The organism is Marinobacter sp. DUT-3 (genome assembly GCF_050379435.1).
In the GTDB taxonomy this organism is placed as follows: domain Bacteria; phylum Pseudomonadota; class Gammaproteobacteria; order Pseudomonadales; family Oleiphilaceae; genus Marinobacter.
This window is the reverse complement of record NZ_JBNRMG010000010.1, coordinates 64,258-86,174: the sequence shown is the minus strand read 5'-3', so window position 1 is coordinate 86,174 and position 21,917 is coordinate 64,258. Positions and strand designations below refer to the sequence as shown.

General features: G+C 60.2%; 21 protein-coding genes and 1 other RNA gene. 11 read left to right on the top strand and 11 right to left on the bottom strand.

The features are described 5' to 3' along the window. Positions 1 to 24: 24 nt before the first annotated feature. The 5 genes from ACQUWM_RS14810 to ssrS all read left to right on the top strand — a co-directional run bounded on the left by ACQUWM_RS14810 (position 25) and on the right by ssrS (position 2,864). Positions 25 to 738: an ABC transporter ATP-binding protein gene (locus tag ACQUWM_RS14810; protein WP_428922664.1), complete on the top strand. Its 714-nt coding sequence runs from the start codon at positions 25 to 27 to the stop codon at positions 736 to 738. Then, a complete protein-coding gene (locus ACQUWM_RS14805; RefSeq protein ID WP_428922663.1) occupies positions 735 to 2,009 on the top strand; it encodes an ABC transporter permease in 1,275 nt (424 codons plus the stop codon). The genes ACQUWM_RS14810 and ACQUWM_RS14805 overlap by 4 nt, the downstream gene beginning before the upstream one ends. A 102-nt stretch (positions 2,010 to 2,111) precedes the next feature. Continuing rightward, positions 2,112 to 2,318, top strand: coding sequence for a TIGR02449 family protein (locus ACQUWM_RS14800; RefSeq protein WP_012136985.1), 207 nt, complete (start codon positions 2,112 to 2,114; stop codon positions 2,316 to 2,318). Further along, positions 2,319 to 2,618 carry a cell division protein ZapA gene (locus ACQUWM_RS14795; protein ID WP_407002738.1) on the top strand — a complete coding sequence of 100 codons (300 nt, stop codon included), beginning with the start codon at positions 2,319 to 2,321 and terminating at the stop codon, positions 2,616 to 2,618. A gap of 66 nt (positions 2,619 to 2,684) precedes the next feature. Then, positions 2,685 to 2,864, top strand: a non-coding RNA gene (gene ssrS / locus ACQUWM_RS14790) — 6S RNA. A gap of 66 nt (positions 2,865 to 2,930) precedes the next feature. Here ssrS and ACQUWM_RS14785 read toward each other — a convergent pair. Genes ACQUWM_RS14785 through ACQUWM_RS14765 form a run of 5 tightly spaced genes read right to left on the bottom strand, consistent with a single transcriptional unit; the run spans position 2,931 to position 8,652 of the window. Then, on the bottom strand, positions 2,931 to 3,734 hold the full coding sequence (locus tag ACQUWM_RS14785; RefSeq protein WP_428922662.1) for an ABC transporter ATP-binding protein: 804 nt from the start codon (positions 3,732 to 3,734) through the stop codon (positions 2,931 to 2,933). Next, positions 3,731 to 4,726: a FecCD family ABC transporter permease gene (locus ACQUWM_RS14780; protein ID WP_428922716.1), complete on the bottom strand. Its 996-nt coding sequence runs from the start codon at positions 4,724 to 4,726 to the stop codon at positions 3,731 to 3,733. The genes ACQUWM_RS14785 and ACQUWM_RS14780 overlap by 4 nt, the downstream gene beginning before the upstream one ends. Further along, positions 4,726 to 5,751 carry a FecCD family ABC transporter permease gene (locus ACQUWM_RS14775; protein ID WP_428922661.1) on the bottom strand — a complete coding sequence of 342 codons (1,026 nt, stop codon included), beginning with the start codon at positions 5,749 to 5,751 and terminating at the stop codon, positions 4,726 to 4,728. The genes ACQUWM_RS14780 and ACQUWM_RS14775 overlap by 1 nt, the downstream gene beginning before the upstream one ends. Before the next feature lie 2 nt (positions 5,752 to 5,753). Then, a complete protein-coding gene (locus ACQUWM_RS14770; RefSeq protein ID WP_428922660.1) occupies positions 5,754 to 6,707 on the bottom strand; it encodes an ABC transporter substrate-binding protein in 954 nt (317 codons plus the stop codon). Positions 6,708 to 6,723: 16 nt separating this feature from the next. After that, positions 6,724 to 8,652, bottom strand: a complete 1,929-nt coding sequence (locus ACQUWM_RS14765) for a ligand-gated channel protein (protein WP_428922659.1) — start codon at positions 8,650 to 8,652, stop codon at positions 6,724 to 6,726. A 158-nt stretch (positions 8,653 to 8,810) separates the two neighbouring features. Here ACQUWM_RS14765 and ACQUWM_RS14760 point away from each other — a divergent pair, with 158 nt between their 5' ends. Both ACQUWM_RS14760 and ACQUWM_RS14755 read left to right on the top strand, forming a co-directional pair. Next, positions 8,811 to 9,725, top strand: coding sequence for a LysR family transcriptional regulator (locus ACQUWM_RS14760; RefSeq protein WP_428922658.1), 915 nt, complete (start codon positions 8,811 to 8,813; stop codon positions 9,723 to 9,725). Between the two features lie 164 nt (positions 9,726 to 9,889). Further along, on the top strand, positions 9,890 to 10,522 hold the full coding sequence (locus tag ACQUWM_RS14755; protein ID WP_407002745.1) for a 5-formyltetrahydrofolate cyclo-ligase: 633 nt from the start codon (positions 9,890 to 9,892) through the stop codon (positions 10,520 to 10,522). Here ACQUWM_RS14755 and ACQUWM_RS14750 read toward each other — a convergent pair. Next, the gene (locus ACQUWM_RS14750) at positions 10,519 to 10,689 is read right to left on the bottom strand and encodes a hypothetical protein (protein ID WP_407002746.1); all 171 of its coding nucleotides are present in this window, start codon (positions 10,687 to 10,689) and stop codon (positions 10,519 to 10,521) included. The genes ACQUWM_RS14755 and ACQUWM_RS14750 overlap by 4 nt on opposite strands. 213 nt (positions 10,690 to 10,902) lie before the next feature. Next, complete coding sequence (ilvA, locus tag ACQUWM_RS14745) at positions 10,903 to 12,435, bottom strand: threonine ammonia-lyase, biosynthetic (RefSeq protein WP_428922657.1); 1,533 nt, start codon at positions 12,433 to 12,435, stop codon at positions 10,903 to 10,905. A gap of 139 nt (positions 12,436 to 12,574) precedes the next feature. On the opposite strand from ilvA, the gene rpiA reads away from it, so the two are divergent. The 3 genes from rpiA to ppa all read left to right on the top strand — a co-directional run bounded on the left by rpiA (position 12,575) and on the right by ppa (position 15,145). Next, on the top strand, positions 12,575 to 13,255 hold the full coding sequence (rpiA, locus tag ACQUWM_RS14740) for a ribose-5-phosphate isomerase RpiA (RefSeq protein ID WP_407002748.1): 681 nt from the start codon (positions 12,575 to 12,577) through the stop codon (positions 13,253 to 13,255). A gap of 125 nt (positions 13,256 to 13,380) precedes the next feature. Continuing rightward, positions 13,381 to 14,520: an acyl-CoA dehydrogenase family protein gene (locus ACQUWM_RS14735; RefSeq protein ID WP_428922656.1), complete on the top strand. Its 1,140-nt coding sequence runs from the start codon at positions 13,381 to 13,383 to the stop codon at positions 14,518 to 14,520. Between the two features lie 97 nt (positions 14,521 to 14,617). Further along, entirely contained in the window at positions 14,618 to 15,145 is a 528-nt protein-coding gene (gene ppa, locus ACQUWM_RS14730; protein WP_407002750.1) for an inorganic diphosphatase, read from the top strand. Positions 15,146 to 15,230: 85 nt separating this feature from the next. Here the strand turns inward: ppa and ACQUWM_RS14725 are convergent, their stop codons facing one another. Next, complete coding sequence (locus ACQUWM_RS14725) at positions 15,231 to 16,283, bottom strand: DUF2333 family protein (RefSeq protein WP_428922655.1); 1,053 nt, start codon at positions 16,281 to 16,283, stop codon at positions 15,231 to 15,233. An 18-nt stretch (positions 16,284 to 16,301) separates the two neighbouring features. Next, positions 16,302 to 18,296 (bottom strand): bifunctional diguanylate cyclase/phosphodiesterase, encoded by a 1,995-nt coding sequence (locus ACQUWM_RS14720; RefSeq protein ID WP_407002752.1) that lies wholly within the window; start codon positions 18,294 to 18,296, stop codon positions 16,302 to 16,304. Between the two features lie 198 nt (positions 18,297 to 18,494). Between ACQUWM_RS14720 and ACQUWM_RS14715 the strand changes: the two genes are divergently transcribed. Next, positions 18,495 to 20,108, top strand: a complete 1,614-nt coding sequence (locus tag ACQUWM_RS14715; protein ID WP_428922654.1) for a diguanylate cyclase — start codon at positions 18,495 to 18,497, stop codon at positions 20,106 to 20,108. 7 nt (positions 20,109 to 20,115) lie between these two features. Here ACQUWM_RS14715 and ACQUWM_RS14710 read toward each other — a convergent pair whose 3' ends face one another. Then, positions 20,116 to 21,108, bottom strand: coding sequence for a DUF6976 family protein (locus ACQUWM_RS14710; protein ID WP_428922653.1), 993 nt, complete (start codon positions 21,106 to 21,108; stop codon positions 20,116 to 20,118). Continuing rightward, entirely contained in the window at positions 21,101 to 21,829 is a 729-nt protein-coding gene (locus ACQUWM_RS14705) for a hypothetical protein (RefSeq protein ID WP_428922652.1), read from the bottom strand. The genes ACQUWM_RS14710 and ACQUWM_RS14705 overlap by 8 nt, the downstream gene beginning before the upstream one ends. Between the last annotated feature and the right edge of the window lie 88 nt (positions 21,830 to 21,917).

Sequence of the window (21,917 nt, the reverse complement as noted above, 5' to 3'; positions counted from 1 at the left end):
TACACCGAATCAGCGCAAGCGCACATGACCAACCAGACATCCAGACAGAGCAAGAGTTCCGCAACCGCCGAGCAGGCCGTCACCACCCGCAGCCTGCGCTATCAGTGGCCCCACAGCAACGTCGCGCTGCAATTTCCGGACATCACCCTTGAACGCGGTGAGCACCTGTTCATCAAGGGGCCCAGCGGCAGCGGCAAAAGCACACTCCTGAGCCTGCTGGCCGGCATGGTACGGCCGACCTCCGGCTCGGTTTCACTGCTGGGCGAGGATATTACGCCCTTTTCCAATGGGCAGCGGGACCGTTTTCGTGCCGACCACATGGGCGTCATTTTTCAGCAGTTCAACCTTGTGCCCTACCTCACCACGCTGGGCAATGTCACCCTGCCATGCCGGCTTTCCAGCAAACGCCAGCGGCTGGCCAGACCGGAACCCTCACAAGAAGCCGAGGGGCTGCTGACCGAACTGGCGATTCCCCACAGCCACTGGTACCAGCCGGTCACCCGCCTCAGCGTGGGACAGCAACAACGGGTGGCCGCCGCCCGCGCCCTCATCGGCCACCCCGAACTGATCCTTGCCGACGAACCCACCTCGGCGCTGGATACCGACAACCGGGACCGGTTTATCGAACTACTTCTGACCCTGGCGCACAGAGCAGGCTCCTCGGTGATCTTTGTCAGCCACGACCAGGGCCTGGCCACGCACTTTGACCACGAACTTTTCCTGGAGGTGCACCCATGAAGGCCGGCCTTGCATTTTCCCTGGCCTGGGCCAGCCTGTGGCACCGGCGCCGCGTGCTCGCCCTGGTGACGTTGACCCTGACTCTCAGCGTGACGCTGTTGCTGGGGGTTCAGTACCTGCGCACCGAGGTCCGCCAGTCGTTCACCAACACCATTTCGGGCACCGACCTGATTGTCGGCGCCCGCAGCGGGCAACTGAACCTGCTTCTGTACACCGTGTTCCACATCGGCAATGCCACCAACAACATCCGCTGGTCCACCTATCAGGGGCTGACCGGGGATGACCGCATCGACTGGACGGTTCCGCTGTCCCTGGGTGACAGCTATCGCGGCCATCGCGTTGTCGGCACGGACGCGGGCTTCATCCAGCACTTCCAGTATGGCCGGGACCAGGCACTCAAGCTTGGTGATGGCCAATGGTTTGACGATGTCTTCGATGTGGTTCTCGGGGCGGAAGTGGCCCGCAAACACGGCCATTCGCTGGGCGATCAACTGATCCTGTCCCACGGTGGCGGCCGCACCAGCTTCTCCAACCACAAGGACACTCCCTTCACCGTAACCGGCATTCTGGCGCCCACAGGGACACCCGTGGACCAGGCGGTCTACATCAGCCTGGAAGGCATGGAGGCCATGCACATCGGCTGGGAATCCGGGGTGGCGATCCCGGGAAGGACCGTATCCCCCGCTCAGGCCAGGGAGCGCGACCTGACCCCAGATACCATCACGGCAGCCCTGGTGGGTATCGAGCGCAAAGTGATGACGTTCCAGGTGCAGCGCCAGATCAACGAGTCGCAGGTGGAACCACTGTCAGCCGTGCTGCCGGGTGTAGCGTTGAGTGAGCTCTGGCGCATCATGGGGCAGTTCGAACGCGCCCTGTTGGGCATTACCGGCTTTGTGGTGGTGATCAGCCTGATTGGGCTGATCGCCGTGCTGCTGACGCTCCAGGCCCAGCGCAGCCGTGAGATTGCCATTCTCCGTGCCACCGGCGCCTCGCCGGGACTGGTCGCCGCACTGCACGTGATCGAATGTCTTTTCCTCGCCGTTATTGCCTGCCTGCTGGCCGTGCTGCTCGGTGCCGGTGGACTGACGTTGCTCGGCCCCTGGCTGCTGGAGCACTACGGGATACAGGTCAGCCTGCGCCCCCTGGCGACGCCGGAATGGATCATTCTCGCCGCCGTGCCGGCCACATCGGCCCTGGTCGGCCTCTTCCCGGCGCTGCAAGCATGGCGACAGGGCCGACGCCAGGGGCTCAGTCACGGCTCCGGTGAGTGACAGTCATCACGCATCCGGGGCCATGACAACCCTGTAAATTGACCGGGTTGCAGTCCACACTTATAGTTACTTGCATCTATAACCACAGGCGTTGACGCAATCATGGAACAGTCCGAACTACAGGCATTGGCGGACAAACTGGACAAGCTCATTGAGCGCTGCCGCAAACTGGAACGGGATAATGCTGCCCTCAGGGAGTTGCAGGATGACTGGAACCGGGAACGCGCGCAGTTAATGCACAAGAACGATCTTGCCAAAAACAAGATCGAAGCAATGATTGGCCGCCTACGGGCCCTGGAGCACCACTAAATGGCAAAACAGCAGCCCACCACCGTTGAAGTCAAAATCCTCGACAAGGAATATCTGGTTGCCTGCCCGGAGGACGCTCGCGAAGCGCTGGTTCAGTCAGCCCACCACCTGGACAGCAAAATGCGGGAGATCCGCGCCAGCGGCAAAGTATTCGGTACCGAGCGTATCGCCGTCATGGCAGCCCTGAACATCACCCACGATTTGCTCGAGCGTGACACCATGTCCGACACCGCCAGCGCTATCCTGGAAGCCATGGACGACAAACTGGATACCGCCCTGGGAGAAACGTCGGGGCAATAGGCCGATAACGTTAGTTCACGATTCAGGTGTTGCAATCGGCCCCGCTGATACCCGTATAATGTCATTAACTTCCTGGGCTGTTCGCTGGTCGGATACGTCCTCGAGCCGATGCGCACTACCCAGGTGGCTACTTCAGGGCATTGTGAGCACGTCCCCTTAGGGGGAAAGCCTAATATGTCACAGCGGCCACCGACCTTGAACTTTGGGTTCAAGGGCCACATCTGATGACGGCAGCCCGGGAAGCTTTATTTTCTAGCCTCTTCAGTCGATTCTCCAACGCCTTGCCCCGCCATCTCGTCTCCTGGGAACCTATTAACCTGTGGCAACGCGCCGAACGTTGATCAGCACCGGTGCACCGGTTGCCGGGTCTTCCATCAGGTCACAGGTGATGTGGTACAGCGACTGCAACAGCGACGGCGTCACTACGTCCACCGGACGCCCCTCAGCAACGATGCACCCATCCTTCATCGCCACCAGGTGATCAGCATAGCGACAGGCGATCGCCAGGTCGTGAACCACCATGGCAACGGTTTTGCCGCTATGGGCCAGGTGGCGTATCAGCTCAAACACTTCGACCTGATGACCAAGATCCAGTGCTGACGTAGGCTCATCCAACAATAGCAGCGGTGTCTGCTGGGCCACCGCCATGGCAATCCACGCACGCTGGCGCTGCCCGCCCGACAGGGTGTCCAGGGCGCGCTCGGCCAGATCAGCCACATCCGCCGCCGCAAGCGCGCCCTGCACCGCCTGCTGATCCTCCGGAGACCAATGCCTTAACCAACCCTGATGGGGTTGGCGACCAAAGCGGATCAGGTCAAGCACGGTCATCCCCTCCGGGGCGGACGTCTCCTGCGGCAGCAGGGCCAGCTTACGCGCCACCTCCCGGGAGGGCCGGGTCTGGATATCCCGACCATCCAGGACCACCTCTCCGGAGCGGGGCCGGTGAATGCGTGCCAGGCCATTCAGCAGGGTGGACTTGCCACACCCGTTGGGACCCACGATGGCGGTTACCTTGCCGTCGGGTAGTCTCAGGTCGAGGTTTTCCATCACCCGGTAGTTTCCATGGGCCATGGTCAGTTTCCGTGCCGTCAGGCGATTTGCGGTGCCAGGTGTCATTGCAGGTGTCCGGATGGTCGTTTTAACAGGATCCACAGAAGATAAGGGCTACCGGCCAAAGCGGTGACGATGCCCACAGGAATTTCCAGCGGCGTCAGCATAAGCCGCCCCGACAGGTCCGCCAGCACCATAATGCTGGCCCCCGCCAGGGCCGAAGCCAGCAAAGGCACATAGCCAGGACGGTTCAGAGCCCGCGCCAACTCCGGGGCGATCAGCGCCACCATACCCACCGGACCGGCCACCGCCACCGCCAACCCCGTCAGTACCACCGACAGCGCCAGCCCCCCGGCGCGAATGCGCCCCGGGCGACGGCCCAGACCCACAGCGACCGCATCCGGGAACTGGAGCGTTGCCAGCCCGCGGGACAACATCAGACAAAGGGGCCATACCAGCAGGCATCCGGCGGCAAGAACCCAGATGGTGGTCGTGTCTCGGGCATTCAGGCTGCCCACAGTCCAGGGGTAGGCGGCATTGGCGTCATCAATCGCGACGCGGCTCAACATCAGTTGGGTCGCAGCACCGGCGATGGCGCCAATGCCCAGCCCGGTGATGATAAAACGGTAACCCCGGGTGCCGCTGCTTCCGGAGAGCCCGAATGCCAGTGCCGTAGCGGTGGCGGCCCCCGCCAGGGCCATCGCCGGTGGCGCCAGGGTGATCCCGGTCCCGACCACTGAGGCCACGGCGAACGCCGTCGCAGCATTGTCGATGCCAATGATGCCGGGAGTCGCCAGCCGGTTGCGGGCAAGGGTCTGCATCAGGCACCCGGCCAGGGCAAAGGCTGCGCCAGTCAGCACGGCCGCCAATGTGCGCGGTAAACGCAGTTCGTTGACCACAAACACGTGCATCGGCGAGCCCTCCCCCGCCAGGGCCCGTGCGGCCTGACCCGGCGTCATCGCCACGGTGCCAAGGGAGAGGCTCGCAATACCGCACAGCAGCAGTATGCCCAAGAGCAGCAGATTGGTTACGGTTGCCCGCCGATACAATTGATTCATCACAGCGTTGGCATCCGTCGTGCGCGAACGATCGCCAGCAATACCGGCGCACCGATCAGGGAGGTAACCACGCCCAAAGGCAGTTCCGTAGGTGCGGCCAACAAGCGCGATATGGTATCCGCCAGCAGAACCACAGCGGGCCCCAGCGGCAAGCATAACCACAGTGTCTTGCGGATATCCGCTCCCGCCAGGGCACGGGCCAGGAAAGGCACCACCATGCCCACAAACACCAGCGGGCCAGCCAGCGCGGTGGCACCGCCCACCAGCAGAGCCACCGCAAAGACCACCAACAGACGAATCCTCCCCGGATGGTGGCCAAGACCGGCCGCTACCCGCTCCCCCAGCGCCAGGGAGGCCAGCGGTTGCGCCACCGCCACCACGATGGCGCCCGCAAACAGCAGTGAGGGCAAGGTTGCGAACAGCTGGGGCCATGGCCGGCCGGCAATACTGCCAGTTACCCAGAAGCGGATTTCATCCGCAGCCCGCTGGTCCGCCAGCATCAACAGGGAGGTCATGGCCAGCAGCAAGCCGGACAGGGTGGCCCCCGCCAGCACCAGCCGTACCGGATCATTTCCCAAACCCTGCATGCGCGAGGCGGCAATCACCAGGGAACAGCCAGCGAGGGCGCCGCCCTGCGCCACCAGCGTGGTAACGGTGGCCGTGCTGGCGCCCAACAGAATGGCCAGGGCAACCGCAAACGCACTGCCGGCACTCACACCCAGCAACCCTGGCTCCGCCAGCGGGTTGCGTGTCATGGTCTGCAGCAAAGCGCCCGCCACCCCGAGCGCCAGTCCGGTGGTAACACCCACCGCCAGCCTGGGCAATCGCAATTCAGCCAGTACGAAGCGAGCTTCTTCGCTACCGCCACCAGCGAGAACCGACAGCGCATCGCCCACGGTAACCGGCCCGGCACCCAGTAACAGACTGGCCAGGCAAATCAGCGCCAGCACCAACATGGCCCCAATAAAGTTGATGGGCCGGCCCCCGGGAACCCAGTCCATCAGCACTGCGGTCTTTGTCGTCAAAGCTATTGTCCGGTCACCGCTGCCGCTATGTCATCAAGTATCCTGCCGGCCGCAATTGGCCCGGTAGCACTGGACCAGATCTGACCGTCTACCGGGACGACCCGATCGCTATCAACCGCCTGCAACCGGCGGAATGCAGGTAACCGACGCGCCGACTCCAGGGCCTCCTCCCCATCTTCGTTCAGAGTCGCCAGGAACAGCCAGCTGCGGTCAATCATGGCCAGGTTTTCCTGGCTCAGCGGCGAACTGTGGGGTCGGCCTTCCTTGACGATGCCACCGTCACGGACGTCAAAACCGACGGCCTCCAGCAGGGTGGCGGAAAAGATGCCCGGCGCCATAACCAGCGCGCCCTGGGGCATCCAGCGCACCACGGCGGTATCGCGCTGCTCTTCAGGGATAGCGGCGCGGACCAGGGCAGACACCTCGGCGATACGCGCCTGCACCCTGCCAATGGCTTCCTCAGCCTGCTGCTCGCGATCCAGCGCCCGGGCAAACAGGCGGGTTTCGCGGATCCAGCTATCACTCAGGTAGGCGGGGACATCCGGAACAATGGTCGGCGCAATGGCGGACAGCAATCGGTACTGCTGCTCATTGGTGCGGGAGGATGCCAGGATGATGTCCGGCTGCAGGGCGATGACCGCTTCCAGGTTGGTTTCCGCCGGCGCGCCGACGATCTCGATGTCACCAGCCTGCGGCTGAATGTATTCCGCCACCGAAACGCCGCCCCGGGTAATGATCGCACCGACGGGCTCGGCGCCGGAGGCAATGGCGGCATCGAGGGCGCCCTCGTACAGGGTCACGATGCGTTCCGGCATGCCGTCCACCGTAACCTCTCCGAAAGCGGTGCCCAGGGTGCGGGTGCCGGCCTGAGCCACAGAACAGGTCAGCACCAGCAGAGTCAGGGTGAAAAGCTGGCGGCAAAACTGCCGCAAAGGTGTGCTGTTTGCATGAATCATTACGGGTGAAACTCCATCAGAAACCAACGTTCAGTGCCAGCCAGTAGCGGCGGCCATCTTCGACATAACCGTATTCATCAAAGGTGACGTCCTTATCAAACAGGTTGTAGACACCTGCCCTCACCTCGGTGTTATCGGTCAGGCGATAGCCCAGCCCGGTATCCACCACGGTGTAGGAGGGTGCAATGGTGGCGTCCTGGGACGGGCCGGTGTTGGGCTGACTTTCCTTACCGCGGTAGGTTGCCCGGAGCCACGGTGAAAGCCGGTCGTTGGGGTACCAGTTCAGGGAAAGAGAGGCGAGGTGCTCCGGCAGCTGGGTCAACGGCTCGCCCTCGTACTCACCACTTTTTTGCTCCGAATCTGTGTAGGTGTAGCTGGCGCCGACCTCCAGGGTGTTGCCGATCGGGCTGTTCAGGCCGATCTCCACGCCGCGGGTCACGGCTTCATCCACATTGATGCGATACGTGGGATCAGAGCCGAACTGGTTCGGTCCGGCGTCACAGATACTCTGGGGGCAGGCAACACGGGTAATTTTGTCGTCAAAATCGTTATGGAAGACGGTGATGTTGCTGCTGAATCCTCCGGGCACCCGGTAGTGCAGTGACAACTCCTTGTTCAGGGAGGTTTCCGGCTCCAGGTCCGGGTTACCGTAAACATCACCACCGCGACTGATCTGGCCCCAATCGGGTGTTATTTCCCGCAGGTTGGGTGAACGGAAGCCAGTCGACACACCCCCTTTCAGGGTCCAGCGTGATGCCAGCCCCCATACGCCGTATAGCCTTGGGCTGACATGGCTGCCGTAGTTTTCATCATCATCCAGACGTACACCGCCGGTCAGCGCAAAACGGTCTGTCATCATCCATTCGTCTTCGGCGAACAGCGCCCACTGGGAACCTTCTACCCGGGTGCGATCGGAGATCTGATTGGTGGTTCTGTCGTCCAGCTCCTCTTCTTCGTAATTCACCCCGACGGTGAGCATATGATCTGCGATCGGCACCACCAGGCTGGATTTGGCCACGGTGTTGGTGATCTCGATCTCACGGGTCTCACTCTCCACCGTTTCCCGCTGGACATAGGTGTCAGTGGCCCCAAGGCTCCAGCGGCCATTGTGGGACAGTGCCAGGTATCTCCTGAAGTGACTGTTATCCACGTCGGAACAACCGCCCCGACAGCCCTCCTCGGGCGCGGACACCCCCATGAATGACCGCCGGCGCTGATCGACAATTCCGCTCTCCACCGTAAAGTCGTGATTCTCGCCGGGAGTGAAGGACAGCCGGCCAGTCACGCTCTGCAGTTCCTTCTCCTCAAAACCGTTGATGATGCGGTCTTCCTCACGACTGTACTGACGGCCGTAGATCTGCAGCCCCACCAGGTCGGTGGCCAGGGGACCGCCTACCGCGAAGTTGGTCTGGTAGATGTTGCCGGAGTCCTGATCTTCCTGGATGGTGGTATCCAGTTGCAGCTCACCGCCCCATTGCCGGGGAACCTTGCGGGTGATGACATTGATCACTCCGCCGATGGCATCGGAGCCATACAGGGTGGACATGGGCCCGCGGATGACTTCAATCCGCTCAATCGCGCTCAGCGGCGGTAGCCAGTCCTGCTCAAAACCGGCGCTGCCATTGGGGCGACTCTCCCGACTGGACACCCGCTTGCCGTCCACCAGCAACAAGGTGTAACTGGCCGGCATACCACGCAGGGTGATGTCCGCTCCGTTATCGCCGGCACCGCCGCCGGTGATAATCACACCGGGCACGTCCCGCAGGGCATCGGTAATGTCCCGGTAGGCGCCCTGTTCTATCTTGTCACGGCTGATGACACTGATAGAGGCCGGTGCATCCGTCGCCTGCTGCTCATGCCCGGTCGCGGTAACCACCAGCTCATCCAGGGCCGCGGGTTCCTGGGCAATGACCGCTGCCGGCGTTACGCCCATGGCCACCAACATAGCGTGCGGTACCCACCTGAAACAGTGGAAAGTCCTTGAGTCCATCATGCGCTATCCTTTGATCATTAATCATTATTCGCGAATGATAATACTTCTCATTGGAGGCAAGAAGGTGATAAGGTGGCACGCGTCGTTGCAAATAATGGAACTCGTGCTTTATGTATGACCTGAAGGAGCTCGAAGCCTTTGCCGTAGTGATACGCTCTGGCAGCCTGAGCCTGAGCGCGCGCGAGCTTGACCTGCCAAAATCCACCCTGAGCCGGCGCATTCGGCAGTTGGAAAGCAGCGTCGGCCAACCGCTGCTGAGACGTGAATCCAACCAGCTGATTCCCAATGAAGCGGGCCGGGTCTTTTACAAGTACTGCAACGAAATGCTTGTCCTGGCCCAGCAGGGATCAGAAGCGTTGAACGAACTGCGGGAGAACATCACCGGGGAACTGGTGCTGAGGTCACACGAGGCATTTATCCGGGGCTGGTTTGCCCAGGTGACGGAAACCTTTATGACGCATCATCAGGGCGTCAATATCAGGGTTCACACCCAGACCCAGGCCCCTTCCGACCAGGTCGACGGCGTTTGCCTCTGGCTTGGCGACCCCGGCGAAAGCCCTCTGCGCCAGGAACTACTCGGCTCCCTGACTCAGGGCGTCTACGGTCACCCTGACTACCTGAACGCCCGGGGGCGACCGCAAAATCCGGGCGACCTGGGGCAGCACACCTGGGTGGACTTACTCGGCAATCAGCCCGGTTCGCCAGCACTGACCCTGCACCACAGCCGACACGGCATCTATCCGCTCCAGCCTCCGGTATCCTGCCTCCAGTTCGACCAGTACTGCCTGCAAGGAGATGCGATTGTCAGAAAACAGGGGCTGGGATTGATGCCCCATTGGATGGTGGAGCGCAGACTACAGGCCCACCCCGGCACCCTGGAATTGTGCCTGCCGGAATGGCGTGGCCCCTCACTGCCGGTGTGGCTGCTGTATCCCCATGGCAGCCTGCCTCGACGGGTCCGGGCATTCCTGTCCCATGTTCGCAACTCGATACCTCAGGGCTGGTGTGACCGACACGCAGCATGACGCTACGGCGCTGACCAGACCGGCGTCGCAAACGGGAACGGATGGGCTGCCCCCGGATCGGTGACCCCGTGTCTGCACCTGAGAGTAACTGCTAGAATCTAACACGACATCTGATCAGCGCCTGGATTCAGGAACCACCCACACGGCAGCCCGGGAAACGTATTTTGAGCCAGTTTATTGCCCCCCAACCGTTCGAAGCACACCCTGACAAGCGGTCCCGCAGGGCCCTGCGCAAGGAACTCCGGCAAAAGCGGCGGTCACTCACCCCGGAACAACAGCAACGGGCCGCTGAGAACCTCGCCCTGAACCTTCTCGGCAACCCGGATCTGCACCGGGCAAGACACATCGCGGTATATCTGCCCAACGACGGCGAAATTGATCCTCACACCTACCTGTCGGTAGCCCGGCGCAAGGGCATTCGTTTCTACCTGCCGGTGCTGCACCCGATTCACCACGGCAAACTGGTATTCAGCCCCTATGACAATGGCGTGCGACTGGTCAGCAACCGTTTCGGTATCCCGGAACCCCCTTTCCACAAGGGCCTCAAACGCCCGGCGTGGGCGCTGGATGCGGTTCTGTTTCCACTGGTCGGATTCGATGAATCAGGCGGGCGATTGGGTATGGGGGGAGGTTTCTATGACCGGACATTCGCGTTCACCAGAATCCGGCCCAGGCTGGCGCCCAAGCTGATCGGTATTGCCCATGACTTTCAGAAGGTATCGGAGTTGCCCATTGAACCGTGGGACGTGCCCTTGCACAGTATCGTCACGGACCGGCGCTGCTACCGGGTTGCTTAGCGGTTATCGCCACGGGTAGCGGGAACCAGTACGACTTCACTGGCGACGGCGCGAGCTTTGGCTTCCTGCTTTTCTTCAGAGGCCTGCAGCGAAGTAAAGCCGGTGATCACAAGGCCAACAGCGAATATCAGCACAAGCGCCCTCAGGATGTCAGGCTTGCGTTCCATGATGCGTTTCTCCAACTCCCGAAAGGGTAAAAACTCGTTAAATCAGTGAGCTATTATTGTTTTTTAAGAATTAGACGAAAGACTAACACGCATCTCGATATTTACAATTTTTGACAGATTAAAATTTTGTAAGGCCAGTAAATACCAAGCTCTGACGGAACCGGGCCGTGGGTGGGGCTTCCGAAACTGTGCGCACACCCCTAACTTTGGTAGTTACGCCTGGCCATTCCCGGCACCCAGAAACAGCTGATAAGCCTCGTTATCGGTCATGTCCTCGTAACGAAAGCCAACCTTGTCCAGCATTTCCTCGAAGTCGGCCAGATCCTCCTTGTCCACCTGGGCACCCAACAAAACCCGACTGTAGGCCGCGCCGTGGTTGCGGTAGTGGAACAGCGAGATGTTCCAGCGCGTTCCCAGTGACATCAGGAACTTCAGCAGCGCGCCCGGGCGCTCCGGGAACTCGAACTGGTAGACCTTCTCGTTGGTCACCGAGGGAGCGTGCCCGCCGACCATGTGGCGAATGTGCTGCTTGGCGAATTCGCTGTCGGTCAGGTCCACCACAGAATAGCCCGACTCCCTCAGGTCCTGCACCAGTTCATCGCGGCCGAGGCCGCCGGCCTGGATCTGGATACCTACGAAAATGGTGGCCTTCTTGCTGTCAGCGTAGCGGTAGTTGAACTCCGTGATGCTGCGCTTGTGCAGGGCTTTTATGAAGGTCTTGAAGGCACCCGGCTTCTCGGGAATGGTCACCGCCAGGATCGCTTCACGCTTTTCGCCAATTTCCGTGCGCTCGGAGACATAGCGCAAGCGGTCGAAGTTCATATTGGCGCCACTGAGGGTGGCCGCCAGATTTTCCCCTTCGATCTTCTCGCGCTCGATGTACTTCTTAACGCCAGCCACGCCGAGGGCGCCAGCCGGTTCGGCAATCGACCGGGTATCCTCGAAGATATCCTTGATGGCCGCACAGATCTCGTCAGTGGAGACGGTGATCACCTCGTCGACGTAATCCTTGCAGATTTCCCACGGATGCTCGCCGATCTGCTTGACCGCAACCCCGTCGGCAAAAATGCCCACTTCATCCAGCACCACCCGCTCGCCGGCCTTCAAGGCCGCCTGCAGGCAGTTGGAATCCTCCGGCTCCACCCCGATTACCTTGATCTCCGGACGCAGGTACTTGATGTAGGCCGCCATACCGGCAATCAGGCCACCGCCGCCCACGCAGATAAAGACCGCATGCAGGGGTTTGGTGAACTGCCACATCAGCTCCATGGCCACCGTACCCTGGCCGGCAATCACGTCCGGATCGTCAAAGGGAGGGATATAGGTGTATCCATGCTTTTTGATCAGTTCCTGGGCATGGGCCGCGGCTTCGTCAAAGGCATCACCCTTGAGCACGACCTTTGCGCCATGGTCCCGCACCGAGCGTACCTTGATGTCCGGGGTGGTCTGGGGCATGACAATGACCGCCTTGATGCCCAGATTCTTCGCCGCCAGCGCCACACCCTGGGCGTGGTTGCCGGCGGAAGCACAGATCACCCCTTTTGCTTTCTGTTCCTCAGAGAGCTGGGCAATCCGGTTATACGCGCCGCGAATCTTGAAGGAAAACACCGGCTGGAGATCTTCACGCTTGAGATAAATCTGATTATTCAAACGCTTGGAGAGGCTGCGCGCCTCAGTCAGCGGTGTCTCGATGGCCACATCGTACACCCGGGCATCGAGGATTTTCTTGATATAGCGTTGCGGCATGGGTCCGTCCGGAAGTTAAGGAGATTCGTGGGAAAAACGCACAGTGTAGAAACTTTGGCCGCCCTCCGTCTATAAGCGGTGACGCCAGAAAGGCTATAATAGCGCCAAACCTGTTTACTTCCCCAACCGGAGTTCCCCCATGAACCAGGACGAACTGAAAAAAGCCGTTGCCAAGGCTGCATTGGACTACATTGCGCCCCGCCTGGAGCGCAACAGCATTATTGGCGTGGGCACAGGCAGCACCGCCAACTTCTTTATCGACCTGCTGGCGGACATCCGCACTGAGTTCGACGGCGCCGTGGCCAGCTCCGACGCCACCGCTGAACGGCTGAAAAGCCACGGCATTCCCGTGTATGACCTGAACAGCGTCGGTGAACTGGAGTTCTATGTGGACGGCGCCGACGAGACCAACGAGCGCCTTGAACTGATCAAGGGTGGCGGTGGCGCTCTGACCCGGGAAAAGATCGTTGCAGCGGTCGCCAAAACCTTTATCTGCATTGCCGATGAGTCCAAACAGGTCGGCATTCTCGGGGATTTCCCGTTGCCGGTGGAAGTCATCCCAATGGCCCGCAGCCATGTCGGCCGCGAAATTGTCCGGCTCGGCGGTGATCCCGTCTACCGGGACGGCTTCACCACCGATAACGGCAACATCATCCTGGACATCCATCACATGGACATTTCCCGCCCCATCCAGGTAGAAGAAAAACTCAACCAGATTGTCGGTGTCGTCACCAATGGGCTTTTTGCCCGCCGCCCGGCGGATCTGCTGTTGTTGGGTACCAGCGAAGGCGTGAAAAGCATCCCCCGCCAGGGCGCCTGAAACCGCCGCACCGGGGCTTTCTGGCATTTCAGGCCAGCCAGCCCCGACCCTGACCAAGCGCTTGCTTGGTATCTGCAATTGAGCGACACTGCCTCCCATGGTTTCCGATCACTGGGAGATTTGCCGTGTCCGATTACTTCAACGATATCCACGAACAGGCCCGCCTGAGCGCCCGCAAGTTTGTTGCCACCCATGTCCTTCCCCACATTGACGACTGGGAAGAAGCTGGTGAATTTCCCCGCGATCTCTACCGGAAGGCCGGCGACGCAGGGTTGCTCGGCATTGGCTTTCCCGAAGCTCTCGGGGGCACCGGAGAGGGCGATGTATTCCTGAAAGTGGCCGTCTCCGAGGAGCTGATGCGCTCCACCTCTGGCGGCCTGGTAGCCAGCCTCGGCTCCCTGGACATTGGCCTGCCCCCTGTCGCCAAGTGGGCAAAGCCGGAAGTTCGCGAGAAGATTGTTCCGCCAGTCCTGCGCGGTGAAAAGATTGCCGCCCTGGCCGTCACTGAGCCCGGCGGAGGCTCCGACGTGGCCAACCTCAAGACCCGCGCCGTCCGTGATGGAGACCATTACATCGTCAATGGCAGCAAGACCTTCATCACCAGCGGTATGCGCGCGGATCACTACACCGTTGCCGTTCGCACCGGGGGCGAAGGGCATGGTGGCATCAGCCTGCTACTGATCGACCGCGATATGCCGGGCTTCTCTACCGGCAAGAAGCTCCGGAAAATGGGCTGGTGGGCCAGCGACACAGCAGAACTGTTCTTTGAGGATTGCCGGGTACCCGCCAACCGCCTGATCGGCGCCGAGAATGCCGGTTTTATCGCAATCATGAGCAACTTCCTGGCCGAACGCCTGATGTTGTCCATCATGGCTTACACCACAGCCGAGATTGCCCTGGAAGCATCGATGACCTACGCCAGACAGCGTCAGGCCTTTGGGCGCGCCATTGGAGGCTTCCAGGTAACCCGTCACAAGCTGGTGGACATGGCCACCCAGGTGGATATCGCCAAGGAGTACACCTACCGTTGTGCTGCCCTGATGCAGGCTGGCAAAAATCCCGTCAAACAGGTCGCCATGGCGAAAAACTTTGCGGTGGAGGTGTGTGAAAAAGTCACCCGGGAAGCCGTCCAGATTCATGGCGGCATGGGCTACATGCGGGAGTCGGTGGTTGAGCGCCTATACCGGGATGCCAAGATCCTGTCCATTGGCGGCGGCACCGACGAGATCATGAAGGAACTGATTGCCAAGCAGATGCAACTGTAGGAGAGAGACCAACGTTTAGTTTCGATCCACAACAGAGTCCCGTATAATTGCGCCCACTTTTCAAGCGCAGTTAAACGTACCTCAGGAAGGATTGCTCATGAACTTTGACAACATCCCGGCAGGCAAGAACCCGCCAGAAGACATCTACGTCGCCATTGAAATCCCGTCCAACAGCTCGCCAGTCAAGTACGAGCTGGACAAGGACATGGGCGCCCTGCTGGTTGACCGGTTCATGGCCACCCCCATGTTCTACCCGGCCAACTATGGTTTTATCCCCCACACCCTGGCTGACGACGGCGACCCCATTGATGTATTGGTTGTCACCCCGTACCCGGTGCAGGCAGGTTCTGTTATCCGCTGCCGTCCGGTTGGCGTTCTGAACATGGAAGACGAGGCCGGTGGCGATGCCAAACTGGTTGCGGTTCCCCACGACAAGCTGACCACCTCCTACAAGAACGTGCAGGACGTCGAAGACCTGCCCCAGTTGCTCCGGGACCAGATCCAGCACTTCTTTGAAAACTACAAAACCCTTGAGCCCGGCAAGTGGGTCAAGGTGCAGGGCTGGGGCAATGCCGAGGAAGCCAAAAAAGCCATCGTCGAGTCGGTGAACGCCTACAAGGGCTGAACACCACATTCCCATAAAAAAACCGGGCCATGACAGCCCGGTTTTTTTATGTCCGGATCACCGACGACTGCCGGTGATTCTGGCGTCAGCCGCGGGACAGCAGATCGCGCATATCACTGATCGCAGCACTTGCCCGGGACAGGTAGGCCGCCATGGTCAGCGAATGGTTCGCCAATACACCAAAGCCACTACCATTCAGGATCACCGGACTCCACATGGCGCCCTGGGCGCCTTCCAGCTCGATGATGATCTGCTTCACGCTGGCCATGGCATTCTTGTCGTTCAACACCTTGCGGAAGTCTACCTCGACAGCCTTGAAGATATGCAACAGGGCCCAGGAGCTGCCGCGAGCTTCATAGAACACATCGTCTATCTTGGTCCAGGGGGTCTTGACCTCTTCCCCCTCGGCCTCCTCCGCCAGCGGATCATCGGGATTGATGGTGGCAACCGCGTCGGACACGGATGCCTTGCCCACACTCTCACCCAGCGTACGGGAAAGACTGCCGAGGCGGGTTTCGAGATCCGCCAGCCAGTTATTCAGGTTGTCCGCGCGGGCAAAGAACTGAGCGGACGGCTGATCCGGACGCGACAACCTGTCCAGGTAGCGATACAACGCCTCGACCCCGCGGCGATATTCCGCTTCCGTGGACGGTATCGCCCAACTGCCGCTGTCAAAATGAAACTGGGGTTCCGCCACGATCAGGTCGGGATCTTCCGCCGACTGACTCTGGGAACGGCTGATATCCTTGCGCATTGCCCGGGACAGGTCGCGTAACTGCACCAGCACGCCGTATTCCCAACTGGGCATATTGTCCAGCCACAGCCCGGGCGGGAAAATGTCATTGGAAATGTAGCCGCCGGGCTTGTCCAGCAGTGTTTCGGCGATACGGATCATGGTCACGGTGGTGGCAAACCCCGCAACTGGCTCCCGGTCCATTTCAGATGCGACAGTTCGGGTATGCTCCCGCACCGAGTAGATGTCCGGCTCACTGCTCCAGAACATGCCCAGTATCACCGCTACCAGCAGATACACACCCAGTACAATGAGGATGAATTTACCAATCACGCCACTGCCATCGGCGTAATCCTGCACATCGTCCTTACGATCCCTGAAATATTGTCTGATCCTGCCTGGCATTGGTTAATTAACCCCCTGTCATTTATCGTTATCTGCCTCAAACGGTCGACCCAGATGGTATCCCATCGCACCGTCCACCCCCAACTTGTGTAACACCTCATATTCTGAGGCGGTTTCCACCCCGGTCGCGAATACCTTTACTCCCCGACTATGGGCGATGGCCACCACGGACTCCAGGTAGAACCGGTTGTCTTCATGGCTGTCGATACCATGGATAAAGCTATTATCAATACGAAGCCCCTGAAATCTCAGATTTCTGAGGTAACTGAAAGGCACACCGCCGACGCCGAAACGATCGACCAGCACCGCCACATTGAGCCGGTTCAGCGCCCGCACCAGCAAGCCAACCGCCGTCCGGTGATGGTGCACGGTTTGTTCTGAAATACCAACCCAGAGCCGGTGCCGCCGATCCCCGGCAGCCTCCAGTTGTTCCAGCAGATCCTGCCGGAAAGACTCACTGGCCACCGAGGACGTGCCCAATGTCAGCGCCAGACAGTCCTGAGGCTTCCGCCCAAGCATGGCCAGCGCCTCGCGGACCACCAGCCGGTCGATGTCCTCAATCATGCCGAAACGTTCCGCTATGGGGACAAATACGCCTGCCTTGAGCTCTTCCCCGCCACTGCGGATTCGCGAAAACACCTGATGGTAAACCAGTTGGCCATCGCCGTTGAAAACCATCGGCTGCAACCAGAGCGACAGTTGCTTCTGATCAATCGCCTTACGAATAATGGCGCGCCAGGTTTCCAGGGTATGGTGGCCATCACGTTCGGGGTCCGCCGCCTGACAATCACTCTGGGGACTGGTCTGAGCCTGCCTCAGCGCCTCATCCGCGGCTGCCATCAGCGCTTTTGCGTTACGATCTTCCTGGGCCTGGGCGACGCCGGCGTGAACCATCACCTCCACCGGAGCCGCCAGGTCGGCGTATACGCCATCCATCTCTTCAATCAGTTGATGACACCAGACAATGCCGTCGGCCTGGGTAATGCCCGGCAGAAATATCGCAAACTCGGCGCCGCTACGGCGTCCGGCAAACGCGCCGGTATGGGACCTGACAAACCGGTTGATGACATCGGCAATCCTCAAAAGCAACCGGTCGGCCTCGCCACGACCGTAAGTCTGGTTGTACAGCGCAAAACTAGCCAGTTGAACAAGAAACAGTACACCCGGAGCCGCCCGCTCTTCCGACTCCACTTCCACCTTCAGACGCTGATCGAACGCGCTGCGACTGGCCAGCCCGGTCACGGTATCCTCATTACTGACCCGTCGCAGGTGCTGGATCAGCTTCGCCTGCCCCTCGAACAGCGACCCCAGATCGTCCGCCATCTGGTTCATTGCCCGGGTCACCTGGTTCAGGTCGCGGGTGGAATTGATGTCGACACGCTTGCGAAAATCCCGCTGCCCCAGTGCTTCCGCCTGTTTCTCCAGGGCCTTGAGTGGTTTGAGTATTCTTCGAACTATCCAGAACAACAGAAACAGGCCAACGCCACCGACCACCATCGTGCCGCCAATCATCCCGATGGTCACATGCCACAGATCGCGGTAGGCACGTCCGGGATGACTGACGACTTCCACATGTCCCAGGCGGGACCACCCCCGAACCACTTCCGCCCTTCCCACAGGCAACGGCAAATCCGCCAGGGCCACAAACCAGGACGGCACGCCAGCGCCTGACAGCGTTGCCTGCCGCCCCGCCACCCAGTCGCCCTCGTGGTCCATATACACCACCGACAGGTAGCGGCCGCTGTCGAACACCGAATCAATCAATGATGCCGCGGCCACCGGGTCACGGCCATCAATGGCATTCGAGAGTGATAACCCCACTGCGGTTGCGCCGTCGCGGGCATGGCCTTCAAGCTGGTCCGATACATAATCCCTGAAACGATCAACACTGAAGGCCAGACTGGCAAACAGGATCAGCAACAGCAGGCTGCCGGTATAGAGCAATACCAGGGAGCGAAGGGAAATCAGCCCCCTCTGGTGACTCGGCAAAGTTAGAGACTGCATCCGTGCCATCACTGGCTGCCTCCGGAGCCTTTCCGGCCCTGAAAAATGTGGCCCTGCCGGGGGTACTGATGTGACCTGCCCCGCAGAGTTGACAAACATTTACAAAGCATGACCTACGCCGACAACATTAAACACTATAGACTCTGAACAGGACCAGTGTCCCGGAGACGGACCCCCGATAACGAGAAAAAGACAGGCCGGAGTACAATGAACGACGAAAGCCAGAAAGAGAAACTCAGACAGCACTTTGCCCGCCGTGTGACGACACAGGCCAGAGTTGTGCTCGACACCTGGCAGAAAATTCACGGCACAAACCAGCAATCCGCGCCGTTTCGCGACGATTTCGCCACCGCCACAGACAAGCTGGTTCGCTACGCCCAGCGTTTTGAAATGACCGGCCATGCCGATGCCGGCAGCAAGGTACTGGCACTCCTCGCGGACTGGCCCGCCGGCGAGAACCTCCCGGAAGCTCTGGAGCGACAACTGCAGGATGCCATCGAATTGCTGTCCCGCAACACGCTCCGCCGGACGGACCAGAACACTCCGGACGCTCCCCAGCAATTCCGCCGGACCCCGGTATACATTGCCCTCGCCAATGACGAAATAGCCAGTCGCCTGATCCGCCAGCTGGAATTTTTCGGCTTTCGCGCTTCGGCCTTCAGCAACGCCGACCAGCTGATTGAGGCCTGTGCCCTGCACAAACCCGAAACCATCCTCATGGACGTCAACTTCGGCCATGAAACCAACGCCGGGATAGCCACCATTGAGCGCCTGCAGGACCGGCACGACACCCCCATTCCCATCATTTTCATGAGTCATGAGGATGGCACGATTGAAACCCGCCTGCGGGCGTCCCGTTGCGGGGGTGAGGAATTCTTCTATCCGGCCGTTGATCCGGGGCAGCTGATCGAGAAGATCGAAAGCTACACCCATGGCAACACGGTGGAGCCCTACCGGGTACTGGTGCTGGATGATTCCCGGGCACAGGCCAAGTTCATGGAAACCGTCCTGAAAAAGGCGGGAATGATCGCCCACATCATTACCGATCCGATGCAGATCATTCACGCCCTGGAAGAATTCTCTCCGGAAATCATCATTCTCGACATGTACATGCCCGGATGCACCGGTATGGAAATCGCCCGGGTGATCCGCCAGCAGGATCGCTTCCACAGCGTACCCATTATCTATCTTTCGGCCGAGGAAGATGTCTCCAAGCAACTGCATGCCATGAGCCTGGGGGGCGACGACTTTCTCACCAAGCCCATTGATCCCAAGCACCTGATCGCCACCATCCACAACCGGGGCCGGCGCGCCCGGTCATTGCTGGCCCTGATGATTCGCGACAGCCTGACCGGTCTTTACAACCACACCCACACCCTGCACCTGCTGGATCAGGAGATCGTGCGGGCAAAGCAGAAGGATCAGCCTCTTTGCTTTGCCATGCTCGACATTGACTACTTCAAGAAAGTGAACGATACCTTTGGCCACCCCATCGGTGATCGTGTTCTACGGAGCCTGTCCATGTTCCTGAAACAGCGGCTGCGAAAAACCGATCACATCGGTCGCTATGGGGGTGAGGAGTTCGCGATCATCCTGCCCGATACCCGTGAAAGCGACGCCCGCAATGTCCTGAACGAGATCCGCGAACGCTTCTCTGAACTGGTCCAGCCCGCAGGCGGCCAGGAGTTCAATGTCACCTTCAGCTGCGGTATCGCTGCCTGGAAGGGCGAAACCTCCCAGGCACTGTGTGAACGCGCTGACCGGGCGCTGTACCGATCCAAGGAGCTTGGCAGGAACTGCGTGACGGCGGCAACGGACTGACGCCCGGTCAGTCCCGCTCCAGCGTCAGGTACACCGCCGTCTGATTCAGCAGCTGATAGGCGACTTCACCGAAGGTGATCGGCCCCGTCAGTTGTGCCGTTCGCCGGCCTTCCAGGTTCGAGTGCAGATAGTTCAATATGCAGTTACAGCTGAACAGAATCTCACCGGGTTCCTCCGGCATGGCGGCCAGAAAAGCTTCCGGATAATTGCCCACCGGTCTGGCGAACCGATAACGAACACCCTCGAAAACCGGGGCATAGAATCTGACAGCCCGCGTCTGTGGATCCACCGACTGAACACTGACATTGACCAGTGCACCGCAGTAATCGGCCACCAGCGGCCAACGGCTGTCGATGCCGGACGACTGGACTGTATCCGCCAGGTTGCCCGGTCGCCCGTCAATCAGGCAATCCTCCGCGGAGAACCCAGTAGCGGCAAATTCCAGCTCCGGTCCGTCGCCCGCCTCAAACAGATTGACCGTGTGCACCGCAACCGATTCGTGCTCGGGCACACGGACATGCTGCACAACGGCGCGGTCAGTGAACAGCTCGCCAGTGCGGCCATCCACCACGGCCGCACTGGCCTGCCCAAGTTCGTCCACATGCACGCCGGATACCCAACCGGCTATGGGCTTGATAAACATATCGAAGTATGTGGGCGCATACCGCGCATAGTCTTCCAGCACCCGGCTGCCAGCAGGCAGGATAATAATGGAGTAGCCATGCTCCGGGGCATCCTCCAGGACATGGGGAAGGTGGTCGCCATCATAATTGCTGATCGATGCATCGATGCCATACAAACACTGGACGTACACTTGCTTGCGGCTACACAAGCCACCCTCACTGGCGACAAAGTAAGGCGTCGTACCGCCGATCCAGTTGCCGCTGGGCAGCTGTAGCAACAGATCCCGGTCACCGGCGATACTGAGCGCCCTGCCGGTATTGATCAACTCTGCCGCCTGGTCCGGCGACATCAATCCTTCACGGAAACCGTCACTCATAACTGGCGGCCTCCGGCTGGTCACGGAACTTGTCCAGTTGAGCAATCTCATCACTCAGCTGCTTTTCGTGCCGGATAAAGAAACGCCTGATCGCATTAACCCGTATGATTTTCGCATCCTCGCTGGTCAACCCTGAAAACTCCTGGCGCGTCCGGGCCAGCAAGAGTTTCAGGCCCAGCATGTTTGCGTGGAATGGCTGCTCCGATTCCAGCAGATTAAACCAGACCGGGTCGCCGGTGGCGGGAATGGACTGCTGTGCCAGCTCCGTACCCTCCTCCGCAGACATCCGGGCTGCAAGCTTGTCGTCAGCACCGGGAAACTGCCCCTCACTGATCCCATGGCGAATCTGCCAGGCAAGATAGACATCGATACCCAACAACTCGCAAACCTGACGATACCCAAGGCCGGCCTGGAGGCAATCAATCACGCGTCGCGCCAGGCCATGGGTGTAATCCTTTCCCACCCGTCCCAGGAACGGCAGGGGCTCATTGGCGATGCCCCCTTCGTCTGGCAGCGTGGCATGGATGTATGTCTTGTACGCGCCCACATTAACGTGCCGCCAACGCCACTTGTGCTGCTCAAATGGCGAGCGGCCGAACCAGGGTTTGCCGGTGGTCAGATAGGCATGCAACTCCTGACTCTGAACATCCACCCGCACCCGGGAAATGCTCCAGGGCTCCTGTAACACCAGCAGTTTTTTGCACAGTTCGGTGTCTCGCATGGGTCCTCCCTGCTCCGGCAGTGTGGAAAAACCCGAGTCTGGCACCGGAGGGAGGCGGTAGAAAGAACACTTACGCCGGAGATCGGCA